This window comes from Cyclobacterium sp. L-R (genome assembly GCF_056859355.1).
The window spans coordinates 1-17,835 of the sequence record NZ_JBSXOH010000007.1; the positions used below are offsets into that span (position 1 = coordinate 1).

At 37.8% G+C, this 17,835-nt stretch carries 13 protein-coding genes; 4 read left to right on the forward strand and 9 right to left on the reverse strand.

Annotated elements, in window-relative coordinates; translation table 11 throughout:
• Positions 1–306 precede the first annotated feature (306 nt).
• Entirely contained in the window at positions 307–2,463 is a 2,157-nt protein-coding gene (locus AC13EX_RS00250) for a xanthine dehydrogenase family protein molybdopterin-binding subunit (protein ID WP_482891074.1), read from the reverse strand.
• Positions 2,464–2,465: 2 nt separating this feature from the next.
• Positions 2,466–2,927 (reverse strand): (2Fe-2S)-binding protein, encoded by a 462-nt coding sequence (locus AC13EX_RS00255; RefSeq protein WP_048643736.1) that lies wholly within the window; start codon positions 2,925–2,927, stop codon positions 2,466–2,468.
• Between the two features lie 341 nt (positions 2,928–3,268).
• Here AC13EX_RS00255 and AC13EX_RS00260 point away from each other — a divergent pair, with 341 nt between their 5' ends.
• The 4 genes from AC13EX_RS00260 to AC13EX_RS00275 are packed head-to-tail and all read left to right on the forward strand — an operon-like array spanning position 3,269 to position 8,580.
• Positions 3,269–4,072 (forward strand): DUF5675 family protein, encoded by an 804-nt coding sequence (locus AC13EX_RS00260; RefSeq protein ID WP_482891075.1) that lies wholly within the window; start codon positions 3,269–3,271, stop codon positions 4,070–4,072.
• Between the two features lie 43 nt (positions 4,073–4,115).
• Positions 4,116–5,852 (forward strand): N-acetylmuramidase domain-containing protein, encoded by a 1,737-nt coding sequence (locus AC13EX_RS00265; protein ID WP_482891076.1) that lies wholly within the window; start codon positions 4,116–4,118, stop codon positions 5,850–5,852.
• Positions 5,840–6,463, forward strand: a complete 624-nt coding sequence (locus tag AC13EX_RS00270; protein WP_482891077.1) for a DUF4230 domain-containing protein — start codon at positions 5,840–5,842, stop codon at positions 6,461–6,463. The genes AC13EX_RS00265 and AC13EX_RS00270 overlap by 13 nt, the downstream gene beginning before the upstream one ends.
• The gene (locus AC13EX_RS00275; protein ID WP_482891078.1) at positions 6,460–8,580 is read left to right on the forward strand and encodes a DUF4230 domain-containing protein; all 2,121 of its coding nucleotides are present in this window, start codon (positions 6,460–6,462) and stop codon (positions 8,578–8,580) included. Before AC13EX_RS00270 ends, AC13EX_RS00275 begins: the two co-directional genes overlap by 4 nt.
• 329 nt (positions 8,581–8,909) lie before the next feature.
• On the opposite strand, the gene AC13EX_RS00280 is transcribed toward AC13EX_RS00275, so the two are convergent.
• The 7 genes from AC13EX_RS00280 to AC13EX_RS00310 form a co-directional block, all read right to left on the reverse strand.
• Positions 8,910–11,249, reverse strand: a complete 2,340-nt coding sequence (locus tag AC13EX_RS00280) for a GMC family oxidoreductase N-terminal domain-containing protein (RefSeq protein WP_482891079.1) — start codon at positions 11,247–11,249, stop codon at positions 8,910–8,912.
• Entirely contained in the window at positions 11,233–12,975 is a 1,743-nt protein-coding gene (locus AC13EX_RS00285) for a metallophosphoesterase (RefSeq protein WP_482891080.1), read from the reverse strand. The genes AC13EX_RS00280 and AC13EX_RS00285 overlap by 17 nt, the downstream gene beginning before the upstream one ends.
• Complete coding sequence (locus AC13EX_RS00290; RefSeq protein ID WP_482891081.1) at positions 12,965–14,410, reverse strand: patatin-like phospholipase family protein; 1,446 nt, start codon at positions 14,408–14,410, stop codon at positions 12,965–12,967. The genes AC13EX_RS00285 and AC13EX_RS00290 overlap by 11 nt, the downstream gene beginning before the upstream one ends.
• A gap of 87 nt (positions 14,411–14,497) precedes the next feature.
• Positions 14,498–14,911, reverse strand: a complete 414-nt coding sequence (locus AC13EX_RS00295) for a hypothetical protein (RefSeq protein ID WP_048643743.1) — start codon at positions 14,909–14,911, stop codon at positions 14,498–14,500.
• Positions 14,904–15,401 (reverse strand): hypothetical protein, encoded by a 498-nt coding sequence (locus AC13EX_RS00300; RefSeq protein ID WP_339711497.1) that lies wholly within the window; start codon positions 15,399–15,401, stop codon positions 14,904–14,906. Before AC13EX_RS00300 ends, AC13EX_RS00295 begins: the two co-directional genes overlap by 8 nt.
• 14 nt (positions 15,402–15,415) lie before the next feature.
• On the reverse strand, positions 15,416–16,300 hold the full coding sequence (locus tag AC13EX_RS00305) for an acetoacetate decarboxylase family protein (protein WP_482891082.1): 885 nt from the start codon (positions 16,298–16,300) through the stop codon (positions 15,416–15,418).
• Between the two features lie 9 nt (positions 16,301–16,309).
• Entirely contained in the window at positions 16,310–17,323 is a 1,014-nt protein-coding gene (locus AC13EX_RS00310) for an alpha/beta fold hydrolase (protein ID WP_048643746.1), read from the reverse strand.
• Positions 17,324–17,835: the final 512 nt, after the last annotated feature.

Here is a 17,835-nt window from a genome sequence, read left to right on the forward strand (position 1 = left end):
GATTATGTAATAGGATTTCTCCGCCCTGACAAGGTCAGGGGTGATGCCTGTCCCGTGTTTACGGGAAGTGTTGCAATCGCAAGAAAATCAGACTGTTTGGAGATTTTAGCATAGCACCGCTATGGTGAAATTGAAAACAGCAACGAAGTGACTGATTTTAAAGCGATTTCAGCACGTAATAGAATGTCTATTGCATATTTCGGGTTTAAACTTTGTCAACATTATATAGCAAAAAAAGGTAAGAATGTCGCCACATGATTCTGACTTCATTCTTACCTAAATTATAAATTAGTGTTTTACTAATCTTTAAACTGGGTTACCTAAATTGATGTTTTTCATCCCTTCTTCATTCATAAAAGGCTGGTTTCGCAATCGCTGACCTGAAACCTTATAAATGGCATTGGCTACCGCTCCTCCAGTCGGTGGCAAAGCAGGCTCTCCCAATCCTGTTGGATCTATTCCATTGTCTATAAAGTGAGTTTCTATCTCAGGTATTTCTTTCATCCTAATCAAACGATAGGAATCAAAATTCTTCTGGTCTGCCACACCATTTGTAAAGGTCAGGTTTGCGAACATGGCATGTCCCATACCATCTAACATTCCCCCTCTTACTTGTTGATCAGCTCCTGTAGGGTTAATAACTATACCGCAATCTGTAACTGCATAAATTTTATCTAACACGGCCTTTCCTTCTACAATTTTAGCTTCCGCAACTTGAGCCACATAAGATCTATGAGAAAAATAGACGCTAAAACCCTGTGAAACGCCTTGTTTTTTACCCCATCCAGATTTTTCGGCAACTGTGGTAATGACTCCTTTCATACGGTCTATATCATATTGAATCTCTCCAACAGGCTTACTTTTGGCTTTATCCAGAAGATCCAATCTAAATTGTACCGGATCTTTACCGATTGCTTCAGCTACCTCGTCCAAAAAGGATTGTTCCGCAAAGGCTAGGAAATTCGTAATCGGTGCACGCCATGCATTGGTTGTAATGGGTGACTTGTATTCCATAGAACTTATTTCCAGGTTATCTATAGCTCCAGCTGGGAAATTATTCTCCCTTGTAGAATTGCCGGAGTTCATACCCACCCCACACAATTTGTAACCGATCAGTTCATCCTTACTATTCAATGCCGCCTCAAACCTATACTTTACTGCAGGTCTATAGGCTCCTCCAGTAATATCATCTTCTCGGGACCATGTCAATTTCACAGGTGCTTTCAGCATTTTGGAAAGTTCTACAGCTTCTTCCACAAAATCAGCTCTAAGTCGCCTTCCAAAGCCACCACCTAATCTGGTCAATTCAACACTTACCTTTTCCGGGGCAATCCCACAAATCTCTGCAGCAGCTTTTCTGGCTCGGTCGGGAGTTTGTGAAGGTCCTATCAATTCTACACTGTCCTCCTTCACGTGAGCAAAGAAGTTCATTGGTTCCATTGGACTATGGGATAAAAAAGGACATTGGTATTCACTTTTTATAACCCTTGCTGCATTCTTAAAGGCTGTATCCACGTCACCATCTTTTCTCTTCACCTCAGCCTTACCAGAATTAAGCATTTCATCAAATTTCCTATTGTGAAAGGCAGTCGATTCTAATGCTTTATCGATAGGCTCATATTCAATATTAAGTAGTCTTCTAGCTTTAATTAAAGGCCAAGTGCCTTCTCCTACTACAGCTACATTGTCTTTAAAAGTAAGAACATCTTTGACCCCTTTTACTTTTTTTGCCTCATCAGAGTTAACACTTTTCAACTTCATACCAAAAGGAGGCCTTTGAATCATGGCATGAAGCATTCCATCACGGTACACATCCAAGCCATAAAGAGGTTGGCCAGTAATCATAGCATCATTGTCCACATTTTTTACAGGCGTTCCGATGATTTTAAAGTCTTTGATCGATTTTAATTGAACATTTTCAGGGACAGGTAAAGTTGATGCTTCATTGGCTAATTCACCATAATTCAACTTTTTAGATCCGTAAATAACATTTCCTTTGTCTGTTGTCAGTTCGCTCATGGGTACATTCAACCGCTTGGCTGCCGCTTCCATTAGCAACTGCCTTGCCATGGCCCCTGCTTCCCTTAATCGCTGCCAGGAATGTGGCATGGCTCCTGAACCTCCCGTAACCTGTCTATCGTATTTTTCTGTATCTAAAAAGGCTTGTTGTACCCTAACGTTTGACCAATCTACATCCAATTCTTCAGCTACAATCATTGGAAAAGAGGTTTTGATGTTTTGCCCCAATTCTGGATTAGGAGAAAAGATCACCACATGATTGCTGGGAGAAATGGATAAAAAGCTATTGAAATTGATGGCCTTGTCATAAATCTCCTCATCACTGATGACTTTCATTTTTGGTGAGTCACAGGCAGACCAATTAAAACCAATCAATAAACCACCACCAGCTGTGGCTGCTATTTTCAAGAAATCCCTTCTATTCGATTTTAGTGCTTTGTTCATGGTTATTTGATTTTAGCTGAGGCCAATAATACTGCTTCTTTGATACGGTGGTAAGTACCACATCTGCACAAATTGGCATTCATTCCATCTATTACTTCATCTTCTGAGGGTGAAGGATTTTTCTTTAGCATAGCTGCTGCTGTCATAATCTGCCCAGCCTGACAATAGCCACATTGAGCGACATCTACTTCTTTCCATGCCTGCTGTACGGGATGATCCCCCTTCTCTGAAAGCCCTTCTATGGTGGTAATTTTTGCATCTCCTATAGAAGACACTGGAAGCCCGCAAGAACGCACAGCTTCATCATTCATATGGACAGTACATGCTCCACATTGAGAAATACCACAGGAATACTTGGTTCCAATTAAACCCAAATTGTCTCGAAGAACCCACAATAATGGAGTATCTGAATCCACATCCACCTCATAATTTTTATTGTTGACTTGAAGTTTGTAGTTAGCCATTTCTTAATCTATAAAGTAAAACTTTTTTTTTAAAAATAGACCCTAAGTAGGTATACTTTCTCTAGGACTATTTAAATTATTTTAATACAAGAATGCCCTTTGTGAATTTATAGATAATTACTCATATAAATATCATAAAATCATCACTATAAGCAATAAATAATTAATCCAAATAAACAATTTAGGCAGTCCAATTTAATTTTTAGCCAGCTTTAGCTTCGGCTATTTCAATCATCAAAATATACTGTTTATTCTTTTGATATTGAAAAATAATTAATTAAATTTTGAAGCACAAAGAATCAACACAATATTTCATCCTTCAATCTTAAAATACAAGAAAAATGAATAGAATTCCTGGTTTACTGGTTTTAGCCGGGATCTTATTGGCTATTCTGTTTTTATATTCCAACCCGGAAATTTTGGGTAAAATTTGGTTATGGATGATCGGTTTTATAGGCTATCTGGTCATAGCTGCAAAAAAAGGTTTTGAGATGATAAAAGACTTGTTTACCAAAAACCAAACTATTGTCAATATTCCCGATAAAAAGCTAGAGCCGAAGCCGGAAATTGAAAAGATCAAGAAGGGACTCCAACCTAATATAGAAGAAGCAAGCAACTTACTGGACAATGAGGAGGTAAATGCACTACCAAAAGCCATGATCACTGTTTTAAGGTATGTTGATGATGGGAATACCACATTGGGCTTGATGTTTATCAACAAAACCTTCTTTGCTTATACATTGGAAGATACGCATAACGATGAGAAAATTCCCGGAGGAACCAGGATTCCTGAAGGTCATTATCAACTAGGGATCAATGAGCAACTCAGTCCATTGACACAAAGGTATAGAAACAGGTTTAATTGGTTTTCAAACCATATTGAAATAAAAGGGATACCCAACTATGACAAGGTTTATATTCATATTGGAAACAGTCACAAGGACACAAAAGGCTGTATTCTTATAGCTGATGGAGTCAATGCGGGTCAGACTGAAAAAATGATTTTACAATCTCAAAAAGCCTACGAAAGGTTTTATAAAAATATAATCCCAAAAATCAATCAAAACGAGCCAATGGCGATTAATATTCTAAATGAGGAATGGTTTGAAAGGGTTACCAAAGCCCCTCAGTTAGTACATGCCTAGGACAATACAATCTTAATTTAGAGACCTCAGACCGAAACACTCCATGGAAAATGCCACTTCAACCCCTGAAAACCAGGAAAAAAAGCCCAAATTAATTTCAGAACGCAATTATATTTTTATTCATATTGCTGCGATATTGATCATAATGTTAGCCTCATTGATCTTCATTGTGCCCGGCATGGAATCTACCAACCATACATTTGCCAATGGATTCGTCATAATTGTTGCCTTGAGTTTTATATACGGATTGGTAGCAAGGCATATCAGTCCGAAGGTTAAGGACAGAAACCCAAATTTCAATCCCTACCACACCTTTTTCTTTAGAGGGACCGTTATTCTTTCTATTATTCTGGTCATTTTTGCGGTGCTGGGAGCGCTCTTTGTATATGTAGAGCATGACAATCTCTTTCAGGCCATAGGGCTTGCCACAACTGTTATATGGATCGCATTGTTTTTGATATACTTTATGTGGTCAGTTTACCATTACAATATTAATTACGGACTTACGGATCAGGATTGGCAGCGTATCTATGATTTCAGGGATATGCACAGCAAAGGCATACCTGTTAAACCATCAGATTTGGAAATGCCGGAATACAATCCATATAAAAGCCAAACTTTTGGTTTACCTCCTGGAACAGTAAGAGGTATGATTGCATTTACGCTTTTAATGGGAGGCATGTCTCTCTTGATCGTCAGCTTTGGCACACAGTACACAGGAGTAGATGCAGCTTTATTAAGCCAGCAGTTTGAATTCTTTGAAACTGCCTTCTTAATGATGATTGCCTTTTATTTTGGAGATAAGTCTTTGAAGTATTTACGAGAAAGATGGACACCTAAACAAGCCGGTAATCAAGACAGCAGCAATGCACAGGCAGGAAACGGCGTATCTGCTTCCACCAATCAAATAAGCAATACGTCTAGACCAATGGACAATATGGAAATTGACAATGCCTTTTTTGAAATGGAGGACAGAAATTTTTCCATTGAAAATGGGCTGAAGGTTGAGGAAATGCCAGCAGCTACGCAGCAAAGGGCTATTCTATCAACCTCTTTTGAAACCCAGCCTGAGTTGAGTTTACATAGGGAAGAGTATGTTCAGATAAAGGACAATACCAATAGCAAATTGCTTAGCGACATGGACATCAGAATAGCGCTAGATGAACTCGAAGAAAAGGACAACATAAAGGTAAGTTTACCTGTGATAAAGGCAATTGTGAAAGTTGAATCTGCTGGCCGGGGTCACCTTAGCGATGGAAGAGCAAAGATTTTGTTTGAAGGCCATAAATTCTGGTATTGGCTAAAAAAATTCAACAAAGATCCAAAAGCATTGAGTGTAGGCAATGAGGATATTATTTATGAAAAATGGACAAGGTCACATTACAGGGTTGGTATTAAAGAATATGATCGTTTAGAAAAGGCACGGAAAATTGACCCAAAAGCAGCTGTTTATGCATCTTCATGGGGACTTTTTCAGATTTTAGGTGAAAACCTAGAGCATAATATTAAATCCCGAAATTACCAGGGATTTGAAGACTTTGAATCCAAGCAAAATGAATCAGAATATTTTCATTTTCTAGACTTTCTTGCCTTTATAAAAATAAAAAAGGTTCGTGGAAAAACCCTGATAAATTATATTTCTGAAGAAAATGAAGGAAATTATGATTGGGAATCTTTTGCCTATGGCTATAATGGAAGTGGCTATAAGGCCAATGAATACCATATTAAGATGAAGCATTTCTATGAGCAATTCAAAAATGAGCAAACATGGACAGCTTAAAAAAGCGATTGCTTTATATTACCGTCATTGTCACCATAATCCTCTCGGCTACGGCTTGCAAAAAGGATGACAGGGGCTTGGTCATAGGCAAGATCCAAAGGGCAAGTGATCTTGTTGTAACAGAATTTGTGGTGGACAAAGTAGTGTTTGGCAGAAAGGAAAAGAACATACTCTTTGTACCTGTCAATGAAGCCTCATTTTTGGCCTATTCAAGGGCCAAAATTAAAACCGGCTTAAACTTAGAACGACTAAAAGAAGAAGACATAATTATTGACGGGAATAAAATAACCCTTCACTTACCCACTATAGAAGTAATAAATTTTTCTTATCCCCCAGAGGATTTTGTTGAAGATTCATTGGTTTCCAACCCAAAGCGCTTCTTAAACTCAATCAATCTTGAAGATCAGGAGACCTTTTTCCGACTAGCGGAAATGGACATTCGGGATCAACTTCCCTATATGGGCTTGGTTGAGACGAGTCAAAATCATGCACGTAAATTAATGTTTACCTTATTGAAAAGTTTCGCCTTTGATGAAATTTTTATCCATTTTAAAAGTGATTCATTGAAAATAAGACAAATCAAACTTCCCGACAATTCTTTAAATCCATGATACGTCAAATCCTAGGTAGTGCACGTCTGATAATTCAAATACTGCTGGTTGTGGCTGCAGTAATTTTGATTTACTCGTGGAATCCAATGAACGTTTTTGGAGGCAAGGCCGAATTGAAACCAACTGCAAATATGGTTTCAGAAATAAGGGAAATCGGAGAAATGATCACCGCTGAATACTATGGTGAGGTATTGACTTCCATTGATGAAGTTCAAATTGATTTTCAAAAAGAACCCGAAATCGCTCAACTAGCAGAGGCAACCTACGATAAAATAGCTGAAGAAATAATAAACCTCAGGAATTTTCACACACTGACTTTGGAACAGCGGCAAGAGATTGGTGATCCGGAAAAAAAACTTAAAAGAAGGGATAGAAAAAAACTATTAGTAGATAAAGTTGGGAAGAGTAATGTCCTTGAAAAACTTAAGTACTTGGGTGATTGGGAACAAACAAGCAGATTGGTCTTCTTTGATGAGATAATGACTTATATCTATCTGAAACAAAAAACCAAATCAGATGTAATTACAGAGCCATTGAGCGAAAATAGGCTTAGAAAAACATTAGAAAATTGGCATGAGTCTGAAGGTGATAAATCATGGAACGCTGAGTCCTTTACTAAAGATTATTTTGCGAGTAAATTGTCAGACAGACCACGTAAAGAAGCTAGGAAAAAATTGGCCATGATTGGTAGAGGAACCGTTAAGGCGGGATTTGATTTTGAAGGTTTACAAAGCCATATGTATTACCTAAATGAGGAAGTTGGAGAGTTACACATCTTCGGTTTAGCTCCTAAAATTCTGAATGCAGACATTAATCCATGGTTTATTCCTGAAAAAGGAGTGCCCGGTTTCGATTTACTGACTTACAATGGCAAGGTTGATTTTAAAGACAGTAGAAAAGTTAAAATTTATGCTGTCCAAAAACTTAAAACCAATGCTATAAAGGCTGGTATAATTGAACAGGCTGAATTAAATGGAGGTCAAACCATCAGTCGACTTATTAACTTACTTACCGAGGTGGAGGTCAAAAAAGTCATTTTTCACCATGATGAACTCATTGATTTAACCAAGGAAATACTGGAAGATCGCTTCATAAGTTTCGAAGAGGCCTCTTTATTTGAATACCACATAAAAGCTGAAATAGATAAAATCGACTCCTTAAAACTAGCAACCGAAGACCGATACAATAATCGAAAATTAGCGGAAACAAAGTGGAACACCTTGGTACAAATGCTTAAGCAATTACAAACTTGTGAATTTGAGTCTCAAAGTCCGCTATACAATAACTATTCAACTTTATGGTACAGTATTCGAGAAGATGGCGTAATTGACAAGGAAGAATGGTTAAGCATTAATGCCCAAATTGGCCATAAGACAACTAAACAAGAACAAATAGAGCAACTTTGGGTAGAAAATGACACTTTACAGTTAAAATCTCAATTCAATGAGGGTCTTTATTATCTTTTTAAAGATTCCATTCCAATAGGTCAGTACATTGCTGATACTTTACCTTTAGCTGAATGGAATGAAAAAATCGCAAATGATACAATGCTCTCTGTAAAAGAAATTACCTTTTTGTCTGAAGATACGATAGCCTATCAATACTTTGATCTGGATAATGAAAGAAGGCAAGAACTATTACATAGGATAGGTCTGGAGAAATTCCAACCTCAAGATTGGCAAGAGTGGATTGCAAATAAAGAAAGTGTCCAAAAAATTACTAAAGCAGATACCATAAAAGTTCTTAAAGCCCATCCTTCCCAGTTTTGGGTGGTAAATAAAAACGAACCTGAGCAACTATTTAAGATTAATATTCCGTTGGAAAATTTGACCTATCCCCTCTTATTAGGGTTACAGGAGAACAAGAATGGCAAAACGAACCTGGAAATTGGGAATCTCATTATTTTCAAATCATCGAATAATTATTTAAAAGAAATTGATAATCCGAATCATTCAAGCGATTTGTCTCAAGATCAGCTTAAAACACTTGAAACCCATTTAATTAAACTGTATACAGAATACAATGCCTACCATAACCGAGATTTTCTAACAAAGGCCAATCGATGGTTTACAAGTAAAATGGAAAGCAAATCTGGTATTCTAGACAAATTCAAATAATAGTAAGCCATCTACTCGCCTCCAAATGAGATGATACAAAGTCCTTCTCTAATGTCTCCTTCTAACTAGGGTGAAATAGGATTTCTCCATCCTGACATAAGTCATGGGTAAAGCCTGTCCCCTGTTTATGGGAAGCGACTTCAGCCCATTATAGATTGTCTATTGCCTATTTCGGGTTATAATTGGTATAAAGCAGGGCTTGAATACTGATAGAGAAGTAATGTAATCACAAAAAAATAGAACCGTATTGAACTTCACTATAGAGATACTAAAATGAAGTCCAATACAGCAAAATTGAATAAGCCTATTAATGAAAGATAGAGGCCTATTTAAAGTTTAAAATAAGTTTCGAACACATTTCCAGCAAAGAATTTACCGAAAGTCCCGATCGCTCTTCGCCCCTCCTCTTTACTTGTTGGATGCAGGGCTTTAACAGTCCTTAATTGCTTGAGAAGGTCCGTCACTTTTATTACCAATTTCCCTTTACCGAGAATGACTCCATCAGTTGTAGTTCCTTTGTATAAAGTAATGAAAAGTGTAGTAGTATCCTTCCAGGCATCTACCACAATATCATTTTTAATTTCTTTAAATCCGTCGAAATAATATTCCTGTCCTGTAGGGCTTATGAGTTGTGCGCTATAATTCATGCGCTTCTTTTTTTCATCACCTTCATCCTGAACAAACAAATTAAACACTCCATTGTAAGCGGAGAGTGGCTCCTGACTAATTGAAGGAGCAATCATATTCCCTATCATCTTACCAGCATGGGACGCATCAGCCACGAAAGCATCAATATCATCAGTTTGTATGGTTAGGGTAAACTCAAAAGTATTGTTCTCTAACTTCCCTATTTCGAATCCTTTTTCATAATCCACTGATTCACCTAATCCTATATATCCTTTCATGGTTTCGGTAAATTGCACTCCAGTTCCGGAGACCTGTTCTCCTACAGAATTGGGAGCAGTTTCATAACCATAGCTCAGATTTAATCCTTTTTCCTCAGCAATAAGCTTACAGCTCCTCTCTGCCAAGGCACTTATGGTTAAGAGTGGGTTAGTGCCCACCGGTCGAGGGATAATTGCCCCATCCAGAATGTACAAGCCTTCGTGAAGTGTGTTGCCATTTTCGCCGTCAAAGACTTGTCCTTTATGGTCCACAACCCCTTTATCAGCGCTATCCCCCATGCCACATCCACCCAGAGGGTGAACAGTTACTAGGTCATAGTTCATCAAGTTGTTCCAAGTTGGGTTGGGTATTTTTGTACCGCCAAGAGCCTGTGTGGCACTGAACATTTCTCCGTTTACCTTATTAAAAATCTCTTGTTTGCCTACACCTTCCCAGTTGAGTGACATTTTGCCCTCCTGATCCATTTTCATAGTTCCATTTCCATCATCATGGGTCATGACAAGGTAAATTTGTGTATGGGCTACCGCTCCATGAAAAGCCCCAAGAAACAAGCTTCTAAATTCTCTGTATTTTTCTTTGAAATAGTCTTTTATCCCTCTGTCTGTATCTTTACCAGCCAACCTTGAAAAGGCAATCAATGCTTTGGGCATAAGACTCCTTATCGGTCCGGGAACAGTACCCTCTTCCAAGGTCATGCCATCTTCTAGGTCCTCTCGCTCCCGAAGATCAATAACACTCGTTATACAGGGGCCTACGTTAGCAATACTATCAGTACCTTTTTTTCCTAAGCCAATCCCGTTGATTCTTTCATCATTATTATAGCCAAAACCCAACACATCGCCATTTCCTGTGAACCGCATCCCCAATCTTTTGGAAACTTTCAATCCCATTTTTGCTGAACGAAACAATATTTCAGTGGAGCCCAAAGAACCGGCACTGAGGATCACATTTTTTGCTTTAATAAACAAAAGCGGTGCATCAAAATTATCTCTACCTATGCCTATTGGGTGGTAAAACACTTGCCAGTACGCTTGAAACTTTTTGACGTACCTGACATTAATTGAGGTGAAAATTTCAGCCCCATGATTGTAAGCATCAGGCAGGTAATTCATTGCCGTAGTATTTTTTGCTCCTACGTTACAACCTGTTACACAGTCCCCACAGTTGGTGCACTTTGCTTGTTTGACACCGACATGGTTGGTTTTATTTTCGAAATTCACATTGATATCCAGAAGTCGAAATGGTGCGGACATATAATCAGCAGATTTCCGCATGGCTTCGGTTTTTTTGAGTATTGGGTAGCCCCCCTTATTTTCTGGATAAGGATTGGGTTTAAGCATGTCCCAGGCTCTGTTTACTCCCTCCTCAAAAGAGGCCAGATCTTGCCTAATCGCCTCGGGCCACATTTTGTCCTGCATTACCCGTTCTTCTGGCTTAATAGATACGTTTGCATTTACCAAAGAGGTCCCTCCCAGGCCACAGCCTTTGAATACATTAATACCATTCCCCATAGTGAATTCATACAGCCCATTGTTTTCAAGACTGGAAGATTTTCCACGGACAAAATTCATTTCTTTCGAAGCGTCCAATAAGGTGTCAGGGAATTCTCCGGGTAAAAATTCTTTTCCTTTTTCCAACAGGCAAACAGATTGTCCCGTTCGGGCCATCCTTGATGCAGCGATACTACCACCATATCCTGACCCTATGACTACAAAATCATATTCAGGCTTAATGCTGGCTAGGGGTTTAGCTAGTTTCTTCATTTTTTATAAATATAGGATCCTCTATCAGTTCATAATTAATTGGCCCACCTTCAAATCGTGGATTATCATTTATGCTAAACTCTTTCCAATTGGTAACCACTTTCTTCACTCCAATGGGGTAAATGGTAAGTCCCTCCTTGTTAACTGAAATTCGCAAAAAGTTTTTATATCCCTCCCATCTATAAGAAGAGGAAGCTTCTGTTATGTGGTTCTTCAACAGCACAATGCTAATTGTCAAATAAAGACCGAAAATAAAGCTACTAATTAAGCCTCCAACAAGCACCATTTCAGCAAAAAACAACAATACTTGCCCTCCTTCATTGACATTATTTATCCACGGAAAATTATTTAGGTTATTATAGGAAAAAAGCCAAAGGAGAAAATAAAAATTGACCAACTGCAATAGCCCATGAATACCACCAGCAATATAATTGAGCTTTTTCTTTCCAGAACTAGTATCTGTGAACAATACTATTCCTATTAACAATAAAAGGTTAAGAAATAAAGCTGAAGGAAAGTGAAACAAAGTATTTGTAATTATTCCCAGTATTTCTGATAATTCACCCTTAAACAAATTGTGTTTTGCCAGGCTTTCCATTATTGTGGAATCATTAGATAACTTCGTTTGAAGTATCCACGTAGTAAAGACATGGTAAATACCGAAGAACAGGAGCATTGTACGGCTAAAGAAAGGAAAGAGTAGGTTCAACAAACTTAATTTGACTGAACTTTCTTTTGGTGGGTAGGTCTTTTTTAGTTCGGCCTTTCTTTCATGAATTCCTTTTAATTCTTCCTTTAAGGTATGCGTAGGATGCATAAAGGCACCTCCTCCTCCTGCGGTTATAAATTGAGAAGGTCGAGAATCATCCTTTACCGTTTCGTACCTTGCATAATGGTGCAAATCCCCTGTTAAAATTGCTTCTATACTTATGTTCTTGTTTTTCTCTTTATAGTCTTCATCCTTTTTACCATAAAGAACCTTATCAATAAAAAATTGCAGCCGATCAAAGGAATCATTTTTTATATCGAATGATTTATAAACCCAGGACGGTTCGGATGTACATAATATGATCTTACTATTGGGTTTAAAATATTCTTTAGCTATTTCTTTAAAATAGCATATTTGAGGAAAATCAATGTCTGCGTTCAGCTGTATATCAATTGCTATCACCCAATAATCATAGGGCAATTTGAGCGCAAAATAACTTCTATGTTGTTGTGTTTTCCAATTCCCTAGGGAACGCTTTTGGGTGAAAAGTCTTAAAAAATTGGTTAACCCATCGTACCAATCATGGTTTCCAGGAATAGCAAAAACATCTGGTCTGTTCTTATCATTTTCATTTTTAGGAAAAGCAGCGGTGTAAGGACCTCTCAGTCTATTGTCATACTCAATGTTCTCTGGAGTAGGATAAACTTCGTCTCCACCCATAAGTAGAATATCTCCTCTTTTTAGTGATTTTCCTCGAAGTGAAAGTTCCTCTTTTGCCAACAATTGGGCCATAGTAAAAGTGGAATTAAAACCATCTCCGAGGTCTGAAATATAATCTAACCACAATTCTTCGTTTTGAGAATAATCAAAAGGCTTACAATCTTGATCAAGTGCGGCCTGAAGCTCTCTTCTGTCTGCAAAATTACCAAAAACCGAAGACAACACTGTTTTGACACTCGTGAAAGCCAACTGCTTTGGATCATACCAATTGACCATTGGTTTTCTTTCAAACTTCATTTTTTATAATTTTTTTTACCATTTCAAACTTAAATCCAATACCTCCATTTGAACCATTTTTCTTTTTGGCTAAACTTAGGGCTACTCCTTTTAACCTTGATACAAAGGTTTGGTGGAGTTTTCCTTCCATAAAAATTTTTTTAGGTCCTTCTTGACTTGAATAAACTTTAATGTCAACCGATTTGAAAGCAAGCCCCATTAACCAAGACCAAGGGCTTGCGCAACGCAAATCAGCTTTTAACAAATAGGCCTTTTCATCGTAGATCATATTGGTCTCAATCTCTATCAATGTTTCAGCAGAAGCTTTTCCATTCACTGTAACCTTGGTAAGCCCACCAATTACTTCTTGTCCAATAGCCCTCAAATATAAACTAGAAAAAGCTTCAATATTTTCCACTCCATCCACTATGGTTTTGCGCAGAAAAATATAAAAATCCACCTGATGCTTTTTGTCCCTTTGCACAAGCTTTCCTGAGAACTTCATAGGCAGCCAAAGGTAATCTCCCGAATCAGAGGTCTGTGTAGCCCTAAAATCAAGAGAATCCCCATTTTCAGGTTTCTCCCTTAGGTAATTCTTGGTATCTTGGTATCCCATATTTATAAGGGACCTTGCAGTTATTTTCTTAAGAAACAATTCAGGATCAAGTGGTAAAGGCAATTTTGGTTTTACAATAAATACCTGAATTGGTCTAGTCTGACCATAGGGAGAATTCCCAAGTGCAATTTGTTTATTTATCCATTTAATTTGTTCAAACTCTTCAAACAAAGCACCATTGGCACTCATTTCTATTGAGTGAACATATTGATTTAGGGATCCCGGCAGGTAGGATGGGTAATTACCTATTCCCCATATCAACCAAATATCCTCAACCCCTCTTTTAACTGCTTCCAATAAGTTGGCATCCTTGACCCAAACCGCATCAATAAACCAGTCGTTTCCGACTTTTAGAGCAGGCATCAATATGGGTAAGGAAACACCTGCCAACAAATGGTTTTCTTCAAGCTGCTCGCTGGAAATGGTACTGACTCTTTTTTGAGTGAAATTACAAACTGAAAAAGTAATGGGTAAGCCTAGTGAATTGATTTTAGACACATTAACCTCAAAATGAGGTAAAACCTTGTCTCTTATTCCATCAGCATCCCCAAAAGCCTTGAGTCTCCAAGGAGTGAAATATTCTTTTAGCTTTACAAAGGAGGTGAAATAATTAAAGTTTAAGGACTTCCATTTTTCTACAATCTTACCTACTGAATGGCCTGAAGCCAACATGGCTGCATTAAAAATACCCCCTGAAGCTCCATCAGCATGAGAGAAGCTTAGCCCCTCTTCTTCCATTGCTTTCATTACACCAGCTTGATAAGCAACACGCATTCCCCCTCCCGCAAGTATTAATGCACGATTAGGTAGCTCTTTATTTTGTTGCTTTTCAATTAACATGTTGCTTGTTTCGTTTGTATTGGAGCTAATTTGACTTCTAAATTCAGTAATAAATTAATAATAATGCGTACTGTAACAAACAGTCCTTTAGGTATTAGAAGTATTGAGCACTCTCAAATAGATAAAGAAAACCACTCCTGAAAAAAGATCAAAAATGGCTACTGACATGGCTAGAATAGAGAACAAACCGTTGAAAACGCCAATGGTTACAGCTATAAATGCTCCAAATTTCTGCAAGGCTGACCATAACATCACTTGCTTATTCGTCACCGAACTGTAAACGGCATGCAATACCATCCCTCCAAAGAGTGCCATAAACATACCTACTATGGCAAAGAAATGTGCTGATGAGGGCGTGGCTACCTCCTTACCAATAAAACCAAGCATAAAAGAAGGAGCGATCATTTGAACCAGGCCAGAGACTAAAGTTATGAAAGCTATTAATACCACCAGTAATTCTGTGTAGCGAGCTGATAAACCAAATATTTTTTTATCATCCATTGTATTGGTGTTTCTGCTTGGCTTTAGCAATAAAGAAATACATCGTAATTAGCCACATTACTGTTAGAATAATCCATCGAATATCATTAAGCCACATCCACTCCGTAAGCAATGCCTGTAGCGTTCCCTCATCCGTAAGTCCGGCTTTAAATTGATTGTTAACATCTTCTATATAGAGTTGTTGCACCAATACAGGAGCCAAAAGACCTGGAATCCAGGCTAGAGGCACCCATCTGAGTCCTGTCTTCCATTCCGTAATGAGCATTATTACGAGGGCAATTGCCATTATAGGAATAGAAATAAAGAAAAACTTTGTGGCAAGGTCTGTTTGAGGAATTATAGCATCATAATAATTGGAGAGGTTTAAGGTTTTTGGATAATTTGGAAACCAGAAGTAATGCAATGACCAGAACATTCCCAAATAGATGGATGCACAGAAGAAAATGTAGGCATTGTTTATATCTAATAAGGTTTTTTTTAGTGGACTCATTTTATAAATAAATTTTAGATACGATACTTTTCATAATCGGTAATAGATGGATCAGGCAACCAGTCTTCTGAATAACCAAGCGGATAAACAGACTCTAAACCTTCAGGCATTTCCTCAGGCGGTTCATCATAGGTCATAAACCAAGATTCAAAATGATCATCCAGTATCCCGTTGGTTTTAGGCATAAAGGTGGTAAAAAATGGATCTGGATTAATATCGATATTTTTCAAAGGAGCAACCTTAGGATGGTCACCTATAAATAGACTTCCTTTGGCCTTTCCAAAAAGATTAATCCCTGCTTTTGATTCAAAATAAATATAAGAAGCCATCAACATGTTTCTAAACCTACAATAATTGGTAGCCCCAACCTTGAGCTTTATGGAGGGTGATTTGGGTTTGTTGATTTCTATTCTGAAGGCAAACTGCCCATCCTTTTCGTATTGGCTAGTTACCTTATCCTCTTTAACTTTAAAATCCAAGTTGGCTTTGTGCTTGGGCATACCCCAGATACCTTTACCACCTTTTACAGATATTTCACTGCTGACCGGTAGGTCCAAGATATATTGACCTGTTCCGTAATGACCCAATAACAAGGTATTTAAAATTCTAGGTGCAGGTTTGGCTCCATGGGTACAGGCGATGGCTATACTGTATTCGATGTATTTACCTATACTGGTGTCAAGGTAATTAATGATGGTAATCATCAGTGCAGCGCGCCCATTTGGCAATTTCATGGCATGAATCTCATTTCCTGGCAAAAGTGCATTGGCTTTCTCCCAGTCGCAGGAAAAACCAGCCATTAAAGCTGGAGATTGGGAAGAACTTACAGGCATGGTATAGGGTATGCCATCTACGAGAGCATACCTACCAGTGTAATTTTTAATTCTTTTCGGTGGCATAATTGTTTATCATCCAAGTTCTAGTTCATTTATCATTTTAGGGAATACATCTTTGTGCGCATTTTTCCCAAAAAACACATCCAAGTGACTATAATCCTCAAGTAGATACAGCTTGTGCAATCCTGGTTGTAATTTATTGAGGTACTCAAAGGTATTTTCCTGACTTTTGGGTAAAAAACATTTATTTTTCTTCCCGGCAAACAATACAAACCTTGCCGATGTCATTGGGGCCACTTCTGTATAATCTTCTCCATCTTTATCATTTCGAACAAGGGCGCCATTACTAACACATTTTTGAATGTGGGAGAAAAAGGACAATGGAACATGAGCAAACTCATATTGTATCCACTCTTTTGTTTTATCGTCAATATTATCAAGTTCCCATAAGGCCGGATATCCTGAACCATAAGTAAAACTCACCATTTTGCCTACCAAGGAATCTTTTTCCCAATGCGTCGCTTTTACGACCTTTAAAATCAACCTTGATTTAAAATCAGGAGCTCTTAAACCCCATTGAGGATCCAAATACCTGAAAAACCTACTTACCAAAGGGACCAACAATTTCAGCTTTATACTAGAATTAAATGGCACTATGGGATGTAATGAAACTGCATTGCTGATAATTAGCTTCACCTCAGGAATAAGCCCAAGAATCGAAGAAATCATAAAACTGGTACTCCCCTGACAATGAATGATTGCCATGATCTCTTTTGATCCTGTACGTTCCACAATTTTCCTTACAGCTGCAGGATGATCAAATTGAGCCACCTGATCCAGATTCCACTCATTTGGTTCAAAATGAATACTTCCACGCCAATTTTCTAACCATACATCATAACCAGCCTCTGCAAGTGCATGAATGATATTGTTACTTGATGGAGGATTAAATATATTACTACTTACCCCCGCTCCATGCACCAATAATACTGGCCCTTTTGTGGTTGTAGGGGCTATTAGATGCTTCAAGTCACACTGGAAGCCATCTAAAGATTCAAAGGGTATAGTTTCAAAATAATGACTCATTTATTAAATTTTCCTTTCCTAAATTTAACAAAATAAAATTAATATCAAATGGCAATTCTACAATAATAGAGCTATTAAACCCCATAAAAATACTATTGAAACAATCTTTCTAAGGTTTTAAACAGAAAAACCATGAATTAAAAATATAGGGCAAAATCAATCCAATACTGAAGGTCTTAATAGCTGGCAAAAAAGTTGTTAACCTAGCCGAAGTGGAGGAGAAAAATGAGGTATAAAAATTACAATAGGCCATATTGCCCAGATTTTCATTCCTACTTTATCCCGGATTATGTAATAGAATTTCTTCGCCCTGACGATAGTCAGGGGTGATGCCTGTCCCGTGTTTACGGGAAGTGTTGCAATCACAAGACAATCGGTCGTGTACTGAAATAGGTTGACACAATTTAATTAAAAATTGTAAACCTATAATCGGACAAAATGAGTGAATTACAAAAGTTCTCCGAAGATGCAAGGAGAAAAATCGTTATGGAAGTACTTTCAGGTACTTTAAG